The organism is Burkholderia pyrrocinia (genome assembly GCF_003330765.1).
GTDB lineage: Bacteria > Pseudomonadota > Gammaproteobacteria > Burkholderiales > Burkholderiaceae > Burkholderia > Burkholderia pyrrocinia_B.
Genome location: NZ_CP024903.1, coordinates 403,303 through 424,529, shown reverse-complemented (window position 1 = coordinate 424,529; position 21,227 = coordinate 403,303). Strand labels below are relative to the sequence as shown.

The 21,227-nt window shown below is 67.8% G+C and carries 17 protein-coding genes; 7 read left to right on the top strand and 10 right to left on the bottom strand.

Annotated elements, in window-relative coordinates; translation table 11 throughout:
* Window positions 1–19 precede the first annotated feature (19 nt).
* Window positions 20–1,045, top strand: coding sequence for a GlxA family transcriptional regulator (locus CUJ89_RS19435; RefSeq protein ID WP_114179127.1), 1,026 nt, complete (start codon window positions 20–22; stop codon window positions 1,043–1,045).
* Between the two features lie 57 nt (window positions 1,046–1,102).
* On the opposite strand, the gene CUJ89_RS19430 is transcribed toward CUJ89_RS19435, so the two are convergent.
* Window positions 1,103–2,515: a discoidin domain-containing protein gene (locus CUJ89_RS19430; protein ID WP_114179126.1), complete on the bottom strand. Its 1,413-nt coding sequence runs from the start codon at window positions 2,513–2,515 to the stop codon at window positions 1,103–1,105.
* 260 nt (window positions 2,516–2,775) lie between these two features.
* Between CUJ89_RS19430 and CUJ89_RS19425 the strand changes: the two genes are divergently transcribed.
* From CUJ89_RS19425 to CUJ89_RS19415, 3 genes are all read left to right on the top strand, one after another.
* Complete coding sequence (locus tag CUJ89_RS19425) at window positions 2,776–4,200, top strand: PLP-dependent aminotransferase family protein (RefSeq protein WP_114179125.1); 1,425 nt, start codon at window positions 2,776–2,778, stop codon at window positions 4,198–4,200.
* A 212-nt stretch (window positions 4,201–4,412) separates the two neighbouring features.
* Complete coding sequence (locus tag CUJ89_RS19420) at window positions 4,413–5,435, top strand: class I fructose-bisphosphate aldolase (protein ID WP_114179124.1); 1,023 nt, start codon at window positions 4,413–4,415, stop codon at window positions 5,433–5,435.
* Between the two features lie 55 nt (window positions 5,436–5,490).
* The gene (locus CUJ89_RS19415) at window positions 5,491–6,249 is read left to right on the top strand and encodes a hypothetical protein (RefSeq protein WP_114179123.1); all 759 of its coding nucleotides are present in this window, start codon (window positions 5,491–5,493) and stop codon (window positions 6,247–6,249) included.
* A 114-nt stretch (window positions 6,250–6,363) separates the two neighbouring features.
* Here the strand turns inward: CUJ89_RS19415 and fdhA are convergent, their stop codons facing one another.
* The 8 genes from fdhA to CUJ89_RS19370 form a co-directional block, all read right to left on the bottom strand.
* A complete protein-coding gene (fdhA, locus tag CUJ89_RS19410; RefSeq protein ID WP_114179122.1) occupies window positions 6,364–7,560 on the bottom strand; it encodes a formaldehyde dehydrogenase, glutathione-independent in 1,197 nt (398 codons plus the stop codon).
* Between the two features lie 245 nt (window positions 7,561–7,805).
* Entirely contained in the window at window positions 7,806–8,996 is a 1,191-nt protein-coding gene (locus CUJ89_RS19400; RefSeq protein WP_114179120.1) for an efflux RND transporter periplasmic adaptor subunit, read from the bottom strand.
* Window positions 8,996–10,831: an efflux transporter outer membrane subunit gene (locus CUJ89_RS19395; RefSeq protein ID WP_415859053.1), complete on the bottom strand. Its 1,836-nt coding sequence runs from the start codon at window positions 10,829–10,831 to the stop codon at window positions 8,996–8,998. The genes CUJ89_RS19400 and CUJ89_RS19395 overlap by 1 nt, the downstream gene beginning before the upstream one ends.
* An 8-nt stretch (window positions 10,832–10,839) precedes the next feature.
* Window positions 10,840–11,769, bottom strand: a complete 930-nt coding sequence (locus tag CUJ89_RS19390; RefSeq protein ID WP_114179118.1) for a glycosyltransferase family 2 protein — start codon at window positions 11,767–11,769, stop codon at window positions 10,840–10,842.
* A gap of 10 nt (window positions 11,770–11,779) precedes the next feature.
* Window positions 11,780–13,375: a DHA2 family efflux MFS transporter permease subunit gene (locus CUJ89_RS19385; protein WP_114179117.1), complete on the bottom strand. Its 1,596-nt coding sequence runs from the start codon at window positions 13,373–13,375 to the stop codon at window positions 11,780–11,782.
* Entirely contained in the window at window positions 13,372–14,655 is a 1,284-nt protein-coding gene (locus tag CUJ89_RS19380; RefSeq protein WP_114179116.1) for a glycosyltransferase, read from the bottom strand. Before CUJ89_RS19380 ends, CUJ89_RS19385 begins: the two co-directional genes overlap by 4 nt.
* A 16-nt stretch (window positions 14,656–14,671) precedes the next feature.
* The gene (locus CUJ89_RS19375; protein ID WP_114179115.1) at window positions 14,672–15,241 is read right to left on the bottom strand and encodes a methyltransferase family protein; all 570 of its coding nucleotides are present in this window, start codon (window positions 15,239–15,241) and stop codon (window positions 14,672–14,674) included.
* A gap of 67 nt (window positions 15,242–15,308) precedes the next feature.
* A complete protein-coding gene (locus CUJ89_RS19370; protein WP_114179114.1) occupies window positions 15,309–16,211 on the bottom strand; it encodes an alpha/beta fold hydrolase in 903 nt (300 codons plus the stop codon).
* Window positions 16,212–16,931: 720 nt separating this feature from the next.
* Between CUJ89_RS19370 and betI the strand changes: the two genes are divergently transcribed.
* Genes betI through betA form a run of 3 tightly spaced genes read left to right on the top strand, consistent with a single transcriptional unit; the run spans window position 16,932 to window position 20,732 of the window.
* Window positions 16,932–17,516, top strand: a complete 585-nt coding sequence (betI, locus tag CUJ89_RS19365) for a transcriptional regulator BetI (protein ID WP_114179113.1) — start codon at window positions 16,932–16,934, stop codon at window positions 17,514–17,516.
* 32 nt (window positions 17,517–17,548) lie between these two features.
* The gene (betB, locus tag CUJ89_RS19360; protein ID WP_114179112.1) at window positions 17,549–19,018 is read left to right on the top strand and encodes a betaine-aldehyde dehydrogenase; all 1,470 of its coding nucleotides are present in this window, start codon (window positions 17,549–17,551) and stop codon (window positions 19,016–19,018) included.
* Window positions 19,019–19,034: 16 nt separating this feature from the next.
* Window positions 19,035–20,732, top strand: a complete 1,698-nt coding sequence (betA, locus tag CUJ89_RS19355) for a choline dehydrogenase (protein WP_114179111.1) — start codon at window positions 19,035–19,037, stop codon at window positions 20,730–20,732.
* A 65-nt stretch (window positions 20,733–20,797) separates the two neighbouring features.
* On the opposite strand, the gene CUJ89_RS19350 is transcribed toward betA, so the two are convergent.
* A complete protein-coding gene (locus CUJ89_RS19350) occupies window positions 20,798–21,193 on the bottom strand; it encodes a hypothetical protein (protein WP_152036632.1) in 396 nt (131 codons plus the stop codon).
* Between the last annotated feature and the right edge of the window lie 34 nt (window positions 21,194–21,227).

The following is a 21,227-nucleotide window of genomic DNA, read 5'->3' as shown; positions in this document are numbered from 1 at the left end:
GATTCAAGGAACGCTCCCCATGTCGCCCGACCGCACAGCGTCGCTGTCCCACTTCGCGTTCATGCCATTACCGAATTTCACGATGATCGCATTCACCAATGCGATCGAGGTGCTTCGGATGGCGAACTACCTGAGCGGCCAGCCGCTCTACCGCTGGTCGGTGATCAGCCCGGACGGCGGCCCGGTCACGGCGAGCAACGGCCTCACGGTCGACACGGGCCCGGCCGAATGCGTGGGGCAACCCGACATCGTGTTCGTGTGCGGCGGCGTCGACGTGCAGCGCGCGACCACGCCGGCCCATCTGTCGGCGCTGCGCCGCTTCGCACGCATGGGGCTCCCGCTCGGCAGCCTGTGCACGGGCACCTATGCGCTCGCGAAGTCGGGGCTGCTCGCGGGCTACGCGTGCGCGATCCACTGGGAGAACATGTCGGCGCTGAAGGAAGAGTTTCCGGACACGCGCTTCCTGAAGGAACTGTTCGTGATCGACCGCGACCGCATCACGTGCACGGGCGGCGTCGCGCCGCTCGACATGATGCTGAACCTGATCGCCGCGCGCGTGGGCACCGCGCGCGTCACGCAGATCGCCGAGCAATTCATCGTCGAACACGTGCGCGACACCAGCGCGCAGCAACGCATGCCGCTCGTCGCTCGGCTCGGCTCGGCGAACAAGTCGCTGTTCGAAGTGATCTCGCTGATGGAGAACAACATCGAGGAGCCGCTGTCGCGCGAGGAGCTCGCGCGGCTTGCGAACATGTCGCAGCGGCAACTGCAGCGCCTGTTCCGCGAGCATCTCGGGATGACGCCGACGCACTACTACCTGACGCTGCGACTGCGCCGCGCGCGCGAACTGCTGCTGCAGACCGACATGTCGATCATGCACATCACGATGGCATGCGGCTTCCAGTCGGCATGCCACTTCAGCAAGAGCTATCGCGACGCGTTCGGCGTCGCGCCCACACGCGAGCGCCGCAAGCAGGTCGCGCCGTTGGCGCAGGGCGCGGCCAGCGCCGGTCCGGCCTTTCCGGCGCATGTGCTGCATGCGTGAACCCCGCAGCGATTGACCCATAAAAAAGCGGCCTTGAAGGCCGCTTTTTTTTTGCGCTTACGAACCCCACACCTGTATTTCGTCGAGCGCGTAGCCCCACGGGGTCGCGCGCTTCGTGCCGAGCATCCGCACGTAGCGGCCGTGCCCGTTCAGGTTCGGCAGCGTGACATGCCCGTACGACACGCCGTTGCTCGTCGAATAGATCGTCGTCCAGTTCGCATTGTCGTTCGACGTCTGGATCTGGTAGACGAGCGCGCCCGCGTCCCAGTAGAGATCGATGCTGCTGATGGTCTTCGTCGCACCGAGATCCACGGAGATCCATTGCGGGTCGACGCCGGCGCCCTCCGGCGAATCCCAGCGCGTGCTCGTGGTGTTGCCGTCGAACGCCTTGTCGGGCGTGAGCGATGCGTTGTAGCTCGCCGACGCGGCGGCCGGACGCCCTTGCGACAGCAGCGTCGGCTGCGCGACGGACGGGCCGCCGTAGTAGCTCGACCCGAGCTTGGCCTTCGTCGTGTCGGCATTCACGCCGAACTGCGACAGGCTCCAGCGCTGGCCGGTCGTCACGTCGCCCACGTAGAGCTGATAGCCGCCCGCCGTCGTCGACGAGAAGAACAGGTAGTTCGTGCCGCTCACCGGCGCCGGGTCCGAGTTGTTGCTCACGCAATCGTTGATCGGCAACGCGTTCGGCGTCGAAGCCGGGTCCGCGGTCTTCGCATAGATCTGGTCGGCCGCGCCGCTGTCTTTCCAGCGCGCATAGAACACCATGCCGTCCCCGCGCACGATCGGGTAGTACGTCTGCAGCCCGGCCGGATGATCGAACACGGCGGTCGCGCCGGTCGCGATCGTGCGCTTCATCAGCCCCATGTTCGAGCCGGTGCCGGTCGCGTAGTACACGGCGCTCGCGTCCGGCGCGAGAAACGGCATCGAGTATTCGGCGCCGGCCGGCGCGTTCGTCAGGCTCACGACCGACGTGAACACCGGGCCCGCGCTCGTGTACGACAGCGTCGCCTGCTTGACGTCGCCGTTCTGCTTGAACACGAGGGTCTTGCCGTCCTTGCTGAATTTCGGGTCCTCGTTGCGCGTGGCGCCCGTGCTGTTCGTCATGTTGACGGGCGGCGTGCCGGCGCCGAGCTGCAGCATGAACACGTTCCATGCGCCGTTGCTGATGCCCATGAACGCGAGCCACTTGCCGTCGGGGCTGAACACGCCGTTCATCGGATCGGTGATGCCCCACGAACTCTTGCTCAGCTGCGTCAGCGTATGGGCCGAGAAGTCGTAGAGGAACAGCTGGCTCGTGCCGTCGCCGTACTTGACGTAGCTGTGATAGACGAGCTTGCCGGTCAGTGCGGCGGGAAACGACGCGTTCGACTGGGCTGCGGGATTGCTGATACAGGCGGCTTGTGCGGCGCCGCCGAACAGGTTGAGGGCGATGCCGGCCACCAGGCCCGCGACGAGGGTCTTCAATTTCACGCTGAATGCTTCCGGATAAGGTAAGGACGCCGTAGACAAGGCCACGCGCGGGATGCGCGGGAGCCACGGATCCTCCGCCGGACAGCGTGATTTCCGTATCGATCGGACATCGGGAACAAAACTTGCGGGAGGATGCCCGCTTGTCAGACGAAAGAAAAGGATCAGAGCGCGTAAAAAACATACGGATCAGGCGGGATTGCGCGCGACGGATGCCGTGCTACTCTTTTTTCAGCGAGGCCCCGATCGGCCGGAGGGCAGGCATGAAGCGACATGCGGCGCTGGCACAGACCATCGCCGATGCAATCCGGCGCGGCGACCTGGCAGCCGGTACGCGCATCCCCACCGTGCGCGCCGCCTGCCGCGCGTATGGCGTGAGCCCGTCCACCGTGTTTCGCGCGTACTACGCGCTCGAAAGCGAGGGTCTGATCATCGCGCGTGCGCGGTCCGGTTATTTTGTTGCGAACCTCGAAGACAAACGCGTGCGGTTCGGCCACGAACCGCCGCGCAAGCCGGCCGCCGCGCAAACCGGTGGCGGCGACGACGTGCTGTCCCGCCTGCTCGACTCGCTCAAGTGCGAGGACATCGTCCCGCTCGGCTCCGCATTCGCCAGCTATTCGCTGTTCCCGATGAGCAGCCTGTGGCGCTACGTCGCGTCGGCGGCCCGCAACATGGACCGCACGAAACTGCTGTCCGGCTTGCCGCCCGGCCACGACGCGCTGCGCCGGCAGATCGCGTTGCGCTACCTGAACGCGGGCACGGTGTTGCCGCTGGACGAGATCGTCATCACGACCGGCGCGCTCGAAGCGCTGACGCTCTGCCTGCAGGCGCTGACGCGCCCGGGCGACATCGTCGCGATCGAACGACCGGCATTCCACGCGGTGCTGCAGGCCGTGCAGCGCCTGCACCTGAAGGCCGTCGAGATTCCGGTCGACCCGCGCACGGGCCTCGACCTCGATGCGCTCGTCGAGGCACTCGACACGCATCCGGTGCGCGCCTGCTGGTTCATGACGTCCTTCCACAACCCGACCGGCGCGACGATGACCGACGAGCGCAAGCGCGCGCTGATCGACCTGCTCGCGTCGCGCGGCGTGCCGCTGATCGAGGACGACGTGTATGGCGAACTGCATTTCGGGACGACGCCCACGCGCCCCGCCAAACTGTATGACGACAGCGGGCTCGTCCTGCATTGCGGTTCGTTTTCGAAATGTCTCGCGCCGGGGTTCCGGATCGGCTGGGTCGCGGCCGGACGCTACGTGCGGCAGATCCGGCAGGCGAAGAGCGCGAGCGCGCCGTCGGCCGACGTGCCCGCGCAAATGGCGATTGCGAACTACCTGCGCGACGGCGCATACGACCGCTTCCTGCGGAAACTGCGACGCAATCTCGCCGCGCACCAGGCGCAGATGCTGGCGGCCGTGCGCGCGTATTTTCCGGCCGACACCGAAGTGTTCGCGCCGCTCGGCGGGTATTTCCTGTGGATCGAACTGCCGCCGCGCGTCGATGCGATGCACCTGTTCGGCGAAGCGATGGAAAACGGCGTCAGCATCGCGCCGGGGCCGATCTTTTCCGCGACCGGCGGATTCCGTCGTTACGTGCGGCTCAACTACGGCCGGCCGTGGACGCCCGCCGTCGAACACGCGATGCAGACCATCGGCGCGCTGGTGGCGCGGCAACGGCACACGCACTAGTACGGAAGATGCCGTCCGCACGCGCGCCGATCATACGCGGCATGCGCGTTGCGACTTGCGTTCTGACCGGCGCGCGACAAAGAATATAGATCGAAAGGCAGGCGTGGCGATGTGAAGCGGGCGGCGGAAAAAGCCGCACACCGGATAACGAGCAAAAAAAAACCGACCGGCACGAACGTGGTGCCGGATGGCGGTTTCAACGGAGGAATCACATGAGCACCGAGCGCGAACTCCAGGCGACCATCGAGGCCCTCGTACAGGACGGCAAAGGCTTGCTGGCTGCCGACGAAAGCGGACCGACCATCGCGAAACGCTTCAAGACGATTGCGGTCGAATCGACGGAAGAGAACCGCCGCGCATGGCGCAGCCTGTTGCTGTCGACGCCGGGCCTCGGCGAATTCATCAGCGGCGTGATCCTGTATGAAGAGACGCTCGGGCAATGTGCAGACGACGGCACGCCGTTGCCCGAACTCGCGGCGCGCCAGCAGATCGTGCCCGGCATCAAGGTCGACGCCGGCAAGATTGCGCTCGCCCTCGCGCCCGGCGACGAAATCACGCAAGGGCTGGACGGGCTCGCGGCGCGTCTCGACGGCTACAAGCGGCAAGGCGCGCGTTTCGCGAAATGGCGCGCGGTGTACAACGTCTCCGCCACGCTGCCGGGCCGCGCCGCAATCGAAGCGAATGCCGAAGCGCTGGCGCGCTACGCGGCGATCTGCCAGGAGGCCGGCGTCGTGCCGATCGTCGAACCGGAAGTGCTGATCGATGGCGACCACTCGATCGGGCGTTGCGCGGCAGTAACCGACGCGGTGCTGCATGCGGTGTTCGACGCGCTGCATCGGCATCGGGTCGTGCTGGCGCACATGCTGCTCAAGCCCAGCATGGTCGTTCCCGGCAACACGCACGCGGCGCAGCCGACGCCCGCTGTGGTCGCCGATGCGACGGTGCGCCTGTTGCGCAGCGTCGTGCCGGCCGAAGTGCCCGGCATCTTCTTCCTGTCCGGCGGACAGACGCCCGAGGAAGCGACCGTCAATCTCGACGCGATGAATCGCCTCTCCGGGCGGCCGTGGCTGTTGAGCTTTTCGTACGGACGCGCACTGCAGGAGCCGCCGCTTGCCGCGTGGAAGGGACAGGCGGCCAACGTACGCGCCGCGCAGGACACCTTGCTGCTGCGCGCGCGCCTGAACGGTGCGGCCTGCCGCGGTCGGTACGAGGCCGCGATGGAACGCGCCGCCTGAACGGAGGCGGGCGAAGTTCGCCCGATCAATCGATCACGACTGTCCTCATCGAACGATGCGCATCCTGCTCAACCGGAAAATCGTCGCACGCGACACGTTGACGGGCGTCCTGAACGCCCATGCGAGGTCGCGGCATACGGCCTGCTGCCGCTGCACGCAGTGCGGATTCGTCGCGTTCCGCGCGCTCGAGCACTGCCCTGCTTGCGGCCGGTGGAACTGGCCGTTCGAGCCGATCCGCCGCGCGCCGGACGACACGCGCGCCACGCATACGGTGCAGTCCTTCTTTACGTGGTCGTCACGCGTCGCGCGGACGCTTCGCAATGCGGCGTTCCGGCGGCCGCGCGCATCGAGCGCGCCGATCATGAGCATCCTGACGCTCGTGCTGCTGGTCGGCGGCTACGTGACGGTCGACCGCACGTGCAAGGCCGATCCCGTTTGTCGCGGTTCCAATACATCCGGCGCGGCAGCGATCGAATCCGTCGTGCATGCATCGAACGATCCGGTGCTGCCGGTCTTGCCGGCGCCCGTCTATCCGTTTCATTCGACTGACGGAACGCAACTGGCGGCCAATCAGCAACACGGCGGCCCGAGCGCCATTGAACCCGCCAGCCCGATGCCGGTTGCGCGGGCCGCGCCGTCGATGCGCGCGCGTGACCGGCTTCACTCTGGCGCGGTTCGCCAGGTCGACTGGCGTGGCAGCCGCGCACCCGCACATCGCACGCATGCGATCCGCCGCGTGAGCCTGCACACCGGCCATGTGCGACGCACCGCACCCAGCCACGCCGAAGTCGCGAAGCTCTATCGCGGCCGCTGAGTGCGTGGTCCGGCCGTTCGCGCCCGCCTCGTTGCCCCCGCAACCCGCAACGAAAACGGGCGGCCCGTTTCCGGAGCCGCCCGTTTCGCGTTGCGCGTGTCGAAAGCTAGCGCATCAGGCCGCCAGCAACCCGTGCGGGTCGATGACGAATTTGCGCGGCGCGCCGCCGTCGAACTTCTTATAGCCTTCCGGCGCCTGGTCGAGCGAAATCACTTCGACGTTGACGATCTTCGCGATCGGCAGCCGGTCGAACAGGATCGCCTGCATCAGGTTGCGGTTGTACTTCAGCACCGGCGTCTGGCCCGTGAAGAACGAATGCGACTTCGCCCAGCCGAGGCCGAGGCGGATGCTCAGGCTGCCGTGCTGCGCGGCCTTGTCCTTCGCGCCCGGATCGTCCGTCACGTACAGGCCCGGGATGCCGATCGCGCCGGCCGGCCGCGTGATTTCCATCAGCGAGTTCAGCACCGTCGCGGGCGCTTCCTCCGAGTGACCCGACGAACCGTGGCCGTGCGCCTCGAAGCCGACGCAGTCGACCGCGCAGTCGATCTCGGGCACGCCGAGAATCTGCTCGATCTGCTCGCCGAGCGATGCGTCCTTCGACAGGTCGACCGTCTCGAAGCCCATCGCCCTCGCGTGCGCGAGGCGCTCCGCGTTCATGTCGCCGACGATCGTCACGGCCGCGCCGAGCAGGCGCGCCGATGCGGCCGCCGCCATCCCGACCGGGCCCGCACCCGCGATATAGACCGTCGAGCCCGGCTTCACGCCCGCGCTCACCGCGCCGTGATAACCGGTCGGCAGAATGTCGGACAGGCAGGTGAGATCGCGGATCTTCGCCATCGCCTGGTCGCGGTCGGGGAATTTCAGCAGGTTGAAATCCGCGTACGGCACGAGCACGTACTCGGCCTGGCCGCCGATCCAGCCGCCCATGTCGACGTAGCCGTATGCGCCGCCGGCACGCGACGGGTTCACGTTCAGGCATACGCCCGTATGCGTGTCCTTGCACATCGCGCAGCGACCGCACGCGACGTTGAACGGCACCGACACGAGATCGCCGAGCTTCAGCGTCTCGACGTCGCGGCCCACTTCGACCACCTCGCCGGTGATCTCGTGACCGAGCACGAGGCCGACCGGTGCGGTCGTACGGCCGCGCACCATGTGCTGGTCGGAGCCGCAGATGTTCGTGCTGACCACCTTGAGAATCACGCCGTGCCCGATCGCACGGCCGCTCGGATCGACCATCTTCGGATAATCGATGTTCTGGACTTCGACCTGGCCCGGTCCAAGATAGACGACACCTCGATTGCTGCTCATCGTATTGTCTCCATGTCTCGTTGGATGGCGCGGCGGCGCGCCGGCCTATGCGGCGCACACGCAACGTGCTGTTCGAGAGTAGTCCCGGAGGCAGGGGCGCCGATGTCTCAAACGCGACACGTGTTTGAACGGCGCCGACATCGATGGCGGAAACGCGAAAGTCCGGCCGGGAAACGACGGGAAGGCGGGGAGCGCAGCGGGCCGGCCGATCCTGGCGGCCGGCCCGGCCCTTTTTTCAGCAGGCGTTACCCGCCCTGATTCTCGCGGACGATCGCGGCGGCCGCCGCTTCCGCGTCGCTCGCGACGCCGTCGTGCACGCGCGTGCTGACGGCCGGCGTCGGCGGCTCGCTGTCCAGCGCATGGCCGTTGCGGTCGCGCGTGTCGACCGTCGCGCGCATCGACAGCCCGACACGCAGCGGATGCGCGGCCAGGTCGCGCGGATCGATCGCGATCACGACCGGCACGCGCTGCACGACCTTGATCCAGTTGCCGGCCGCATTCTGCGACGGCAGCATCGAGAACGCACTGCCCGTGCCCGCCGAGAAGCCCTGCACGCGGCCGCGATAGGCGATGCGCGAGCCGTAGAGATCCGACACGATCTCGACCGGCTGCCCGACACGCATGTGGCGGATCTGCCCTTCCTTGAAATTCGCGTCGATCCACAGCCGGTTCAACTGCACGATCGACATCAGCGGCACGCCGGGCCCGACCTGCTGGCCGACCTGCACCGAGCGTTGCCCGATCGTGCCGTCGACGGGCGCGACGATCGTCGTGCGCTTCAGGTTCCGGTACGCGAGCTTGAACTGCGCGGCCGCCTGCACGACGGCCGGGCTCTCGTCGACCGGCAGCTTGCTGCCGAGCGCACGCGCCGCGTCGAGCTGCGCCTGCGCGGCCGCGAGATTCGCCTGCGCGCCGGCCACCGCCGCACGCGCACGCGCCAGCTCCTCGGGCGCGACGATCTCGACCGATGCGCCCGAGCGCGCCACGAACGCACGCTGCGCGAGCGACAGGTCGGCGCGCCGCGCATTCACGGCTTCGACGTACATCGTGTTCGAGATCTTCGCGTTCGCGACCTGCCGCACGGCCTGCGCGAGCTGCGCCTTCGCCTGCGCGAACGCGACGGACGCCTCGGTGTCGTCGAGCCGCACGAGCGTCTGCCCGGCGCGCACGGCCTGCGTATCGGCGACGACCACGTCGGTCACGGCGCCCGGGATCTGCGCGGCGACCTGCACGATGCTGCCCGCGACATACGCATCGTCGGTGTCTTCGTAATAACGGTCGCTCAACAGCCAGAACGCGATCCACGCGAGCGCGGCCAGCAGCACGACCGCGAAGAACACGGTGAAGCGCTTGCGGCGCGTCGCGCGACGCGCGTCGAGTGCCGGATCGTTCAGTGCGGCCGGCTGCGCGGCGGTATGAAGGTTGTCGTGGTGCATCAGTCGCTTTGCGTAACGATCAGACGATCGTGCTGGAAGACGGGTAGCGCCGGCATGACCGACGGGGCCGGCGCCGGCGCTTGGCTCGCCGATGCAGTGCGCGCGAGAACAGGGGTGCCGCGAGGCGTCGCGCCGGGATTCGTCGTACTAACAGTCGACGTACGCATCGCCTCGTCGCGCCGCGCGGGCCCGACACTCGACGTGCCGGCGGCCGGCGGCACGACGCCGCGCCCCTGACGCGCATCGGCCGCCGGTCCCGCCGCGGCCCGACTCGCGGCCGCAGCGGTCGCCGCACCGCGCCTCGCCGCCCCGCTGCGCGCCTGATGCACGGCCGGCGCCGACGCCACCGCCGCGCCCGCATCGAACCCGCCGCCCAGCGCGCCGATCAACCCGACGCGCAACGTCCGCTGCCGGCCGAACAACGCGATCATCTGCGCGCGCTCGTCGATCAGCGTGAGATCCGCGACATCGACATCCTTCTGCATCAGCACGCCGCGCCGGTGGCGGTCGGCCGCGATCTGCACGATCTTCTGCGCGGCCGCCACCGCGTCCTGCTGCTGCGTGACGAGCGTCTGCGCGGTCTGCAGCGACGTGACGATCTGCGCGACCTGCCCGAGCGCGTCGTCGACGGTCTTGTTGTACAGCCCGATCGCAACGTCGGCCTGCGCGACATCCGCGCCGAGCTTCGCCTTCAGCCGGCCACGGTCGAAGATCGGCAGCGAGATCGCGGGGCCGACCGATCCGGCAAGCGAGTCGCGCGAAAACAGCGACGCCGGTGTGAGCGCGAACACGCCGCCGAGCGCGACGAGGTTCACGTCCGGATAGAACTGCGCGCGCGTCGAATCGGCATTCGCAAACGCGGCTTCGACGCGCAGCCGCGCGGCGACGATGTCGGGCCGGCGGCCGAGCAGGTCGGCCGGCAGCCGCGCCGGCAGCGCGCCGCCGGCGAACGCGCCGACGCGCGGCCGCTGCAGCGCGAGCCCCCGCTCGGGGCCGCGGCCCGACAGCACGCCGAGCTGCAGTTGCGCGAGCTTGATCTGCTCGTCGTTCAGCGCGATCTGTTCGAGCAGGCGGCTGCGCTTGATCGACGCGTCGCTCGCGTCGTACGCGTTGTCGAGGCCGCGCGCGGTGCGCTCGCGCAGCACGGCCGTCACGCGCTGGCTGATCTTCAGCTTCTGCTGCAGCAGGTCGCGCGTCGCATACGCCTGGTCGAACTGACAATACACGGTGACGACGGCGACGGCCAGCGTGAGCCGCACCTGCTCGGCCTCGACACCGGCCGCGTCGCGCAGCGACATCAGGCTCTTCGTCGCGGCGCGGTTCTTCCCCCACAGGTCGAGCTGGTAATTCAGCCCGACGAACACCGACGACGGCGACACGACCGGATCGCCGAAGATCTCGACCGGCACGCGATAACCACCGGCCGTCACGTCGGCGATGTCGCCGGGCTTCGGCATCCGCGCACGGCTGACCGTCGCGCCGGCCGTGCCGGTCAGCCCCGTCAGCGAATCGAACTGCTGGAGTTGCGCCTGCGCGATCCGCAGCCGCGCCTGCGCGACCTGCAGATCGGGGTTGTTCTGCGCTGCCTCGGCAACCAGTTCGTCGAGCTGCGGATCCTGCAGCTGCTTCACCCAGTCGGGCGCCGGCCACGCGCCGTTCGCGCCGGGGCCGGCCGTGCGCGCGAGCGCATCGTCGGCCGGCGCGCGCAGCGACAGCGAAGGCAGGAAACCCGACGGCACGCATCCGCTCAACGCCAGCAGCATGGCCGCCGCCGCGATCGTCGCACCGCCCTTCACACCCCGCGCCGCATCGGCCGCTGTCGTCATACGCCGCATCGCGCCCCTCATCCTTGCTGCGCGCGCGCGGCCAGGCGCGGCCGCGTGCGTTCGAGCGGACCGAGCCGGCCGAACAGGCCGTCCGCGACGCCGAACAGGATGCCGGCGAGCTTCGCGCGCTTGTCGCGTTCGACCAGCGCGATCTGCACGACCTGCCACACGGTCAGCAGGTTCGGCACGATCGCCACCGGAAAGCGCAGCCCGTACTGCATCCCGAGCTGCACCGCGTTGCGCGCGCTGTAGTAGCGCCGTTGCCACGAATGATTCATCGACGTCATTTCAAAAGGGCCGACCGCGTGGCGCTGCTTCGCGCCGATCCGGTGCGGCAGCACCAGCGACGGCACGACATAGAGCGGCACGTTGCGCGACAGCGCGCGAAAACTGTATTCGGTGTCGACGTGATCGATGAACAGCGCCTCGTCGAACCGGCCGAGCACGTCGAACGCGTCGCGCGACACGATGCAGCCCGACGAGATCAGGAATGCGCAGCGCTGCATCGGCGCGCCCGGCTCGAGGCGCAGGCGGCGCAGCCCGATCCCGTTGGTCGCGAGTTCGGGCAGGAAGCTGCGCGCGTTCTCGTCGAAGATGCGCGGTCCGGCCAGGAACGCGCGCCCCGCGAGCCCCGCGCAGACATCGCGCATCGCCGGGAAATACGCGGCCGGCACCGACGAATCCTGGTCGAACAGCGCGACCGCATCGATGCGGTCGCGAAACAGCGCCGCGAGCCCCGCGTTATACGCCCCGGCGATCCCGCCGCGATTGCCGTGATGCAGCAGTGCGATGCCTTCGCGCGCGCACAGGTCGCGCGCCCGCGCATCGGGCTGCGGCGTGTTGTCGACGACGATCAACGCGTCGCACGCGTGCCGCCACGCACCGAGCGCGTCGAGCTGCGCGTCGCTCGGGTGATACAGGATCACGAGTGCCCCGAGTGTCGTCATGTTCCTCTCCTCAATGCCCGAAGGACGCCGCCGCGCCGCGCTTCGGCCGCGTCAGCCACATCATGGCCGCGAGCACGAGACACGTCATGCTCGCCATCCAGAACATGTCGTTCGTCGCCATCATGTACGCCTGTTGCATCACAACCTGGTGCAGCGTCGTCAGCTCGCGCACGCCGTCCACGCCCATCCCGTTCAGCGCGTGCACGAAGCGCTGCGTGTTCGCCGACGCATGCGTGACGGATTGCGATACGACGTCGTAGTGATAGGTCGCGCGGTTGTCCCACAGCGTCACGCTCATCGCGGTGCCGAACGCGGCCGACAGCGTGCGCAGGAAGTTCGACAGGCTCGACGCGGCCGCGAGCCGGTCGTCCGGAATGCGCGACAGCGTCGCGGCGGTCAGCGGAATGAAGAAGCACGGCAGCCCGATCCCCTGGATCAGCCCCGGCGCGGCGATCTGCGCGAACGTCATCTTCAGCGTGAAATGCGCGTCCCACGCCAGCACGGCCGCGAACACGAGGAAGCCGAAGGTCGCGAGCACGCGCGCGTCGAAGCGGTGCGCGTGCAGGCCGACGAGGATCGAAAACACGAGCGCGAGCACGCCGAGCGACGCCGTCGCGAGCCCCGCGTGAAACGCGTTGTAGCCCATCACGGCCTGCATCCACAGCGGGAACACGACGCCGACCACCGAGAAGCTCATCATCCCGAGCGAGATGATCAGCACGCAAAACGAGAACGTGCGGTCGCGAAACAGGCCGAGATCGACGACCGGGTGCGCCTCGCCCGCTTCCCAGATCAGCAGCGACACGATCGCGAGCCCCGCGACCACCGCGAGCGTGACGATCAGCGGCGAATCGAACCAGCCGCGGTCGTGGCCGAGATCGAGCATCGCCTGCAGCGAGCCGACGCCGATCACGAGCAGCACGATGCCCGGCACGTCGATCGGGCCGGCCGCGCCGCGCTGCGCGTCGGGGCGCAGCATCGCGGTGCAGACCGCGAACGCGAACAGCCCGATCGGCAGGTTGATCAGGAAGATCCACGGCCACGAGAAGTTGTCGACGATCCAGCCGCCGACCACCGGCCCGAAGATCGGCGCGAGCAGCACCGTCATCGCCCACAGCGCGAGCGCGATCGTGCGCTTGTCGGGCGGGAACGTGCGCAGCAGGATCGTCTGCGACAGCGGCACCATCGGCCCCGAGCACAGCCCCTGCAGCGCGCGGCAGATCACCAGCACATGCAGGTCGCGCGCGAGCCCGCACAGCAGCGACGTCAGCGTGAACAGCAGCACCGCGCCGACGAACAGCCGCAACTCGCCGACGCGGCGCGCGAGCCAGCCCGTCAGCGGCACCGCGATCGCGGCCGCGACCGAATACGAGCTGATCACCCACGTGCCCTGGCTGTTCGACACGCCGAGACTGCCGGAGATCGCCGGCACCGCGACGTTCGTCACGGTCGAGTCGAGCACCTCGATGAAGGTCGCGAGCGACAGCGCGAACGTCAGCAGCGCGAGCCGGATGCCACGCACCGGCTGCGCGGCCGGCATGGGGGCCGGCACGTCGAACGCGGACGGCGCGACGGGCGCATCGTGAAGCGGCGACGCCGTGCTCATGCGCCGGCCACCGCGACATCGGCCCGCGCGGTCGCCCGCCTGCGCTTCGGCGCGAACCGCTCGATGAAATCGGCGGCCGCGTGACAGCCGTCCGGCGCGGCCGCGAGCAGCGCGCGCGTGCGCGCCGCGTGCACCGCGAACGCGGGTTCGTCGAGCACGTGCGCGAGCGCCGCGCCGAGACGCGCGCCGTCGACGGGGCCGTCGACGCGCACGCCGCAGCCGTTTGCCACGACGCGTTGCGCGTTGTCGAACTGGTCGTGCGCGAACGGCGTCACGACCTGCACGATCCCGGCCTCGCACGCGAGCGCCGCGGTGCCGATCCCGCCGTGATGCACGAGCGCGCGGCAACCCGGCAACAGCGCGCGCATCGGCACGAAGCGGCGCACGAGCAGCCGGTTGCCGTCCGGTGCCGCATCGTGCGGCGTCAGCAGGATCCCGCGCGCGCCGGTCGCGCGCAACGCGTTTGCCACCGCGCGCGCATACGCCGCGTGATCGACCCGCGTCGAGCCGGCCGTGAACACGACCGGCGGCTCGCCGGCCGCGAGAAACGCGTCGAGTTCCGCATCGTCGTCAGGCGCCTCGATATCGTTGAACAGCGGAAAACCGCTTTGCAGATGATTCGACGGCCAGTCGGGCTGCGGCGGCGCGAACCAGCCGGGAAACAGGCACAGCACGCCGTCGGTCGAATGCAGCCAGCGGCCAAGCACGCGCCGCGCGGGCGCGAGCCCGAGGTCGCTGCGAACCGCGTTGAGCGCCGGGCCGCACACGCGGTCGAGCACCTGACGCTCGATCAGCGTCATCAACGCCGACTTCACGGGCAGCGGCCAGCGCGCGGGAATCGTCAGGCGCGGGTGCGTCGGCGGCGCATGCGCGGACAGCAGCGTCGACGGCGACACCTGCACCGACACGTACGGCGTGCCGTGCAGCTCCTGCATGAAGCGCGCGGAGAACGCCCACAGCGTGCCGACGAGGACCGTATCGTCGTCGGTCAGCGCACGCAGCGCGTCGTAATGCGGGCGCAGCATCGGCGCGATCACCTGCCACAGCGTGCGGAACGACGTGCGCGGATCCCACAGCGCGGGATTCGCCATCGCGGCCTCGTATTCGGCCGCGGTGCCGACCGGCACGAATGCGAAGCCGCACCGGCGCACGGCCGCCTCGAACGGCGCGTGCGTGCAGAACACGACGTCGTGACCGCGCGCCGCGAGCGTGCGCGCGACGCCGAGCAGCGGATGCACGTCGCCCGCCGAGCCGATCGCGGTCACGATCATCTTCGCCATCGCGCGCCTCGCAGGGTCAGTAGAAGCCGGGAATCAGCGCCGCGACCTCGCGGCGGTACTGCGCGTACGCCGGCCCGAAATACCCGGTCAGCCAGTTCTCCTCGACGCGCACCTTGTATGCGAGCGACGCGAACACCAGCAGCACGCCGAGCGCGCCGCGCCATTCGCCGCCGACCAGCGCGGCGCCGACGAGCGCGATCAGGCAGCCCGTGTAGATCGGATGACGCACGAGCGCGTACGGCCCCGTGCGGACGAGTTCGTGGTCTTCCTTCAGCGTGACCGACACGCTCCAGTTCGTGCCGAGGTGCAGCCGCGCCCACACCGAGAACAGCAGGCCGGCGACCAGCACCGCGAGCCCGCACTGCGCCTGCAGGCCGAAGCGCTGCCAGTCGGGCACGAACGCCTGCCACGACGGATCGGGCAGGATGATCAGCGCGCCGCCGACGATCAGCGGAATCGACTGCAGCGTGCGCGAGCGCGACGCTTCCTTGCGCACGGTCGTCTTCGCGCCCTGCGACGTGGCGATCCAGTAGGCGAGCCATGCGGCCCACGGTACGACGATGGCGATGGTCTGAACGATATTCACGGCTGGCCTGCCTCGTTGGGATGGGAATTCGGATGCGCCGGATCGGCCCGATGCACGATGCGCGGCGTCACGACGACAGCGCGTGCATCGGCGCGGACACGCACGCATGCGCGGCGCCGAGCGCGATGCCGGCCGCGACCGGCGACGCGCCGCAGAAGAAGTCGAGCAGCGCCGCACGGGTGGTTTCGCGCTGCGCGCGGCCTTCGATGTCGAGGAAATGGCCGGCGTCCGGCACCGTCGCGAACCGCGCGCGCGGCACGTGCGCGCCGAGCTGGCGCACATCGGCCGGCGTCGTGTATTCGTCGCGCTCGCCGTTCAGGAACAGCAGCTCGCAGCCGATGTTCGAGAACTCGCTGAAGTAGCGCTCGGGTTGCAGCGACAGGATCTGGTCGACGTGAAACGCGACCTGGTCCTGCTCGTCGCGCGGCAGGCGCGTGAGATACCGGTAGTTGTACAGCTTCATGATGCGCGGCAGGTAGCGGCCGACCGTGTCGTTCAGCAACTGCGCGGCCTTCAGGTTCTCGCCGGCCGCGATGTGGTCGCGGGCGCGCGTCACGTAGTCGACCATCGCGTCGTTCAGGAACGGCGAGAACGAGCAGATCGCCGCACGCCGCACGCTCGGGCAGCCGCGCGCGAGCGCGAACAGCGACGCGACGCCGCCCCACGACACCGACACGAGGTACGCGGGCGCGAAGCGCTCGACCAGATGCTGGAGGATCGCGGCTTCGTCGTCCTTCGTCAGGATGAAGCAGCCCGGGTTGTGCTGGCGCGACTGCCCCGCATACGGCAGGTCGAAGCAGATCGAGTTCATCCGCTCGCCGAGATACTGGACGGTCTGCCCGAACGATGCGGTCGTCGCGAGCGCGCCGTTGACGAGCATCGCCGTATCGAACGCCGGGTCGAACACGTTCCGTTCGACGTAGACCTTCAGACCATTCGGCAGCGGGACCAGGTGTTTTTCGGTCGGCATCGTCGTTCTCCGGTGGATGCGGCGTCTCGACGTCGCGGCATGCTGCAGGTGCGCAATGGCTGGCGCCGGCCCCGCGCGCGACCTGCGCCGCGCCCATTGCCGACGCGCCGCGGCAAATGCCGGCGGCGCCCATTCATTCTTCTTGGTGCGGCGCCATACTAATACGGGCAATATTACTTACTCAAGTCATTCCAACGATTCCCTCTACTCCACCGGGAAATACACCGGATTCAAATTTTTCCTGCATTTTTTATGGTAAGCGGAACCGATTGAAAGGCAATCGCAATCGTTTGCGAGCAGGTGACCAGATCTTGAACCAAAGATGCAAATTCTTTTATATTCAAACGTTTATGCCGTTTTATTCGCTCGATTAAAACGCTTTTTCATGAATGAACCATGGCAGCATTCCGAACGCAGACTTCTGCGATTCATCCAATATCACACCCCTCAACATTCTTTCGATATGTAATAGATTCGAGGCGCGTAACGATTAACCAGATTGATCGTTCGCATTGAAATCCGTTTTAAACAAACTCCAGTTTATTTAATCATCTTTCAATTATTTTTCCGCACCTGCACAACGCCCGGCTGCACACCGCGCGCCGCCGTCGAATAGCGCTGTCATCGTCAGACCCCGGTTTTTTATTGATTGAACGATCAATAAAAAACCGCTAAGCTCTCGACTTCCATGAACGGCCCGTCCGGGCGAAGGGAGTCGCGATGCCGAAAGTCGGAATGCGGGAGATTCGCCGCGCGCAGTTGATCGACGCCACGCTGCGTTCGATCGACGAAGCGGGCCTGCCCGGCACGACGCTCGCATCGGTCGCGCAACGCGCGAACATCTCGACGGGCATCGTCAGCCACTACTTCGGCGACAAGGACGGCCTGCTCGAAGCGACGATGCGGCACGTGCTGCGCGATCTGTGGGCTGCCACCACGGCCCGCCGCGTCGGCGCGCGCAAGGACCCGCGCGCCCGGCTGCGTGCGGTCGTCGCCGCAAACTTCGACGACACGCAGGTCAGCGCGCCGGTGATGAAGACGTGGCTCGCATTCTGGTCGCAGAGCATGCACGACCCGATGCTCAAGCGCCTGCAGCACGTCAACACGCGGCGCCTCCATTCGAACCTGTGCGCCGAATTTGCAAAGGCATTGCCGCGCACGAAAGCGCGGGAAGCCGCCAGCGGCCTCGCCGCGCTGATCGACGGCCTGTGGCTGCGCGGCGCGCTCGCCGGCGGCCCGATCGACACCCGGGCGGCACTGAAGCTCGCCCACGATTACATCGACCTGCTGCTCGCGTCCGACTGACGCGTCACGCAGTCGCCCTCAAGGAGATCCTCATGTCCGTATTCGGTTTGCAGCGCCTCTACATCGGCGGCGGTTACGTCGACGCCACGAGCGGCAAGACTTTCGACACCTTCGATCCCGCCACCGGCGAATTGCTCGCGCAGGTGCAGCAGGCCAGCGCGGCCGACGTCGACCGCGCGGTCGCCTCCGCGCAGGAAGGCCAGCGCGAATGGGCCGCGATGACCGCGATGCAGCGCTCGCGCATCCTGCGCCGCGCGGTCGACCTGCTGCGCGAGCGCAACGACGAACTCGCGGCGCTGGAAACGCGCGATACCGGCAAGCCGATCGGCGAGACGCTTGCAGTCGACATCGTCACCGGCGCGGACGTGATCGAGTACTACGCGGGCCTCGCGACCGCGATCGAAGGGCTGCAGGTGCCGCTGCGCGCCGATTCGTTCGTCTACACGCGCCGCGAACCGCTCGGCGTGTGCGCGGGCATCGGCGCATGGAACTACCCGATCCAGATCGCATGCTGGAAGACGGCGCCCGCGCTCGCGGCCGGCAACGCGATGGTGTTCAAGCCGAGCGAAGTCACGCCGCTGACGGCGCTGAAGCTCGCGGAAATCTATACGGAAGCCGGCGTGCCGGCCGGCGTGTTCAACGTCGTGCAGGGCGACGGTTCCGTCGGCGCACTGCTCACAGGCCACCCGGACATCGCGAAGGTGTCGTTCACCGGCGGCGTCGAGACGGGCAAGAAGGTGATGTCGCTGGCCGGCGCATCGTCGCTGAAGGAAGTGACGATGGAACTCGGCGGCAAGTCGCCGCTGATCGTGTTCGACGATGCCGACCTCGACCGCGCGGCCGACATCGCGGTGACCGCCAACTTCTTCAGCTCGGGCCAGGTCTGCACGAACGGTACGCGCGTGTTCGTGCACCGCTCGATCAAGGACGCGTTCACGCAGCGTGTGCTCGAACGCGTGAAGCGCATTCGCGTCGGCAAGCCGACCGATGCCGACACCAACTTCGGCCCGCTCGTGTCGGCCGCGCAACTCGACAAGGTGCTCGGCTTCATCGAGAGCGGCAAGAGCGAAGGTGCGAAGCTGCTCGCGGGCGGCACGCGCCTGACCGACGGCCACTTCGGCAGCGGCCAGTACGTCGCGCCGACCGTGTTCGGCGATTGCCGCGACGACATGAAGATCGTCCGCGAGGAAATCTTCGGGCCGGTGATGAGCATCCTCGATTTCGAATCGGAGGACGAAGTAATCGCCCGCGCGAACGACACGCACTACGGCCTCGCGGCCGGCGTCGTGACCGAGAACCTGTCGCGCGCGCACCGCACGATCCATCGCCTCGAAGCCGGCATCTGCTGGATCAACACGTGGGGCGAATCGCCGGCCGAAATGCCGGTTGGCGGATACAAGCAATCCGGTGTCGGACGCGAGAACGGCATCACGACGCTCGAGCACTACACTCGGATCAAGTCGGTGCAGGTCGAACTCGGCCGCTACAACCCGGTGTTTTAAGAAAGGAGTTGCCGTCATGACGACACGCGAATACGACTACATCATCTGCGGCGCAGGTTCCGCGGGCAACGTGCTCGCAACGCGCCTGACGGAAGATCCGGACGTGAAGGTGCTGCTGCTCGAAGCCGGCGGCCCCGACTACCGCTTCGACTTCCGCACGCAGATGCCGGCGGCCCTCGCCTATCCGCTGCAAGGCCGCCGCTACAACTGGGCATACGAGACCGACCCCGAGCCGCACATGGACAACCGCCGGATGGAATGCGGGCGCGGCAAGGGGCTCGGCGGCTCGTCGCTGATCAACGGGATGTGCTACATCCGCGGCAACGCGCTCGACTACGACAACTGGTCGACGCACAAGGGCCTCGAGAACTGGACGTATCTCGACTGCCTGCCGTACTTCAAGAAAGCCGAGACGCGCGACGTCGGCCCGAACGATTACCACGGCGGCAACGGCCCCGTGTCGGTCACGACCAGCAAGCCGGGCGTGAACCCGCTGTTCGAGGCGATGGTCGACGCCGGCGTGCAGGCCGGCTATCCGCGCACCGACGACCTGAACGGCTATCAGCAGGAAGGCTTCGGCCCGATGGACCGCACCGTCACGCCGCGCGGCCGCCGCGCGAGCACCGCGCGCGGCTACCTCGACCAAGCGAAGGTGCGGCCGAACCTCGAGATCGTCACGCACGCGCTCGCCGACCGCATCCTGTTCGACGGCAAGCGCGCATCGGGCGTCACGTACCTGCGCGGCAGCGAACGCGCGACCGCGCATGCGCGCCGCGAAGTGCTCGTGTGCAGCGGCGCGATCGCGTCGCCGCAACTGCTGCAGCGCTCGGGCGTCGGCCCCGGCGCGTGGCTGAAGGAACTCGACATTCCCGTGGTGCTCGACCTGCCCGGTGTCGGCCAGAACCTGCAGGATCACCTGGAGATGTACATCCAGTACGAGTGCAAGGAGCCCGTATCGCTGTACCCGGCGCTCAAGTGGTGGAACCAGCCGAAGATCGGCCTCGAATGGATGCTGAACGGCACCGGCCTCGGCGCGAGCAACCACTTCGAGGCGGGCGGTTTCATCCGCACGCGCGACGACGACCTGTGGCCGAACATCCAGTATCACTTCCTGCCGGTGGCGATCAACTACAACGGCTCGAATGCGATCGAGATGCACGGCTTCCAGGCGCACGTCGGCTCGATGCGTTCGCCGAGCCGCGGCCGCGTGAAGCTGAACTCGCGCGACCCGAACCAGCATCCGAGCATCCTGTTCAACTACATGGCCGAAGCGCTCGACTGGCGCGAGTTCCGCGATGCGATCCGCGCGACGCGCGAGATCATGCGGCAGCCCGCGCTCGACCGCTATCGCGGCCAGGAACTGAATCCGGGTGCCGATTGCAAGTCCGACAAGGAACTCGACGCGTTCGTGCGGGCCCGCGCGGAGACCGCGTTCCATCCGTCGTGCTCGTGCAAGATGGGTTACGACGACATGGCCGTGGTCGACGAAGAGGGTCGCGTGCACGGGCTGGAAGGCCTGCGCGTCGTCGATGCGTCGATCATGCCGATCATCACGACCGGCAACCTGAACGCGCCGACGATCATGATCGCCGAGAAGATCGCGGACAAGATTCGCGGCAGGCAGCCGCTCGCGCGTGTGGACGTGCCGTACTTCGTCGCGAACGGCGCGCCGGCGCGCAACGCGAAGGCCATGCGGGCGCCCGAGACGGTCTGACGACGGCGGGGACGCCCAAGAAAAACGCCGCTGACGGTTACCGTCAGCGGCGTTTTTCTCTACGATCATTTGCGTGGAGGTGGATTCCGGCCTTGTAGGCGCGCAATCGCATCGACCGGATGCACCTGCGGCCTTACGCGTTTCGAACTGATCCGCCACGGCGAGCCCTGCCGCCGATACCATTTCCAGCCGTTCGCCGATGTGATCTGCATGCCGCGGTCGGGACATACGCCATCGGCTATATCCTCGTAGTAGAGTCGCGCCGCGACGTGATGCTGCCATTCATTGAAGACATCCGAAACAATCCAGCCGAACGTCGCACCCCACATCACAAGTGCCCACTGCAGCGGAATGGGACTATTGAGGTCCAGCGCGGCATACCAGCCGACGACACTCGTGTAGACCGCGCACGCCACTGCACCACCCCAGATGTAGACGAGTGGCAAATAGAGCGAAAGCATGCGACGACGTCGAGCGCGTTCGTCGGGTGCGCTG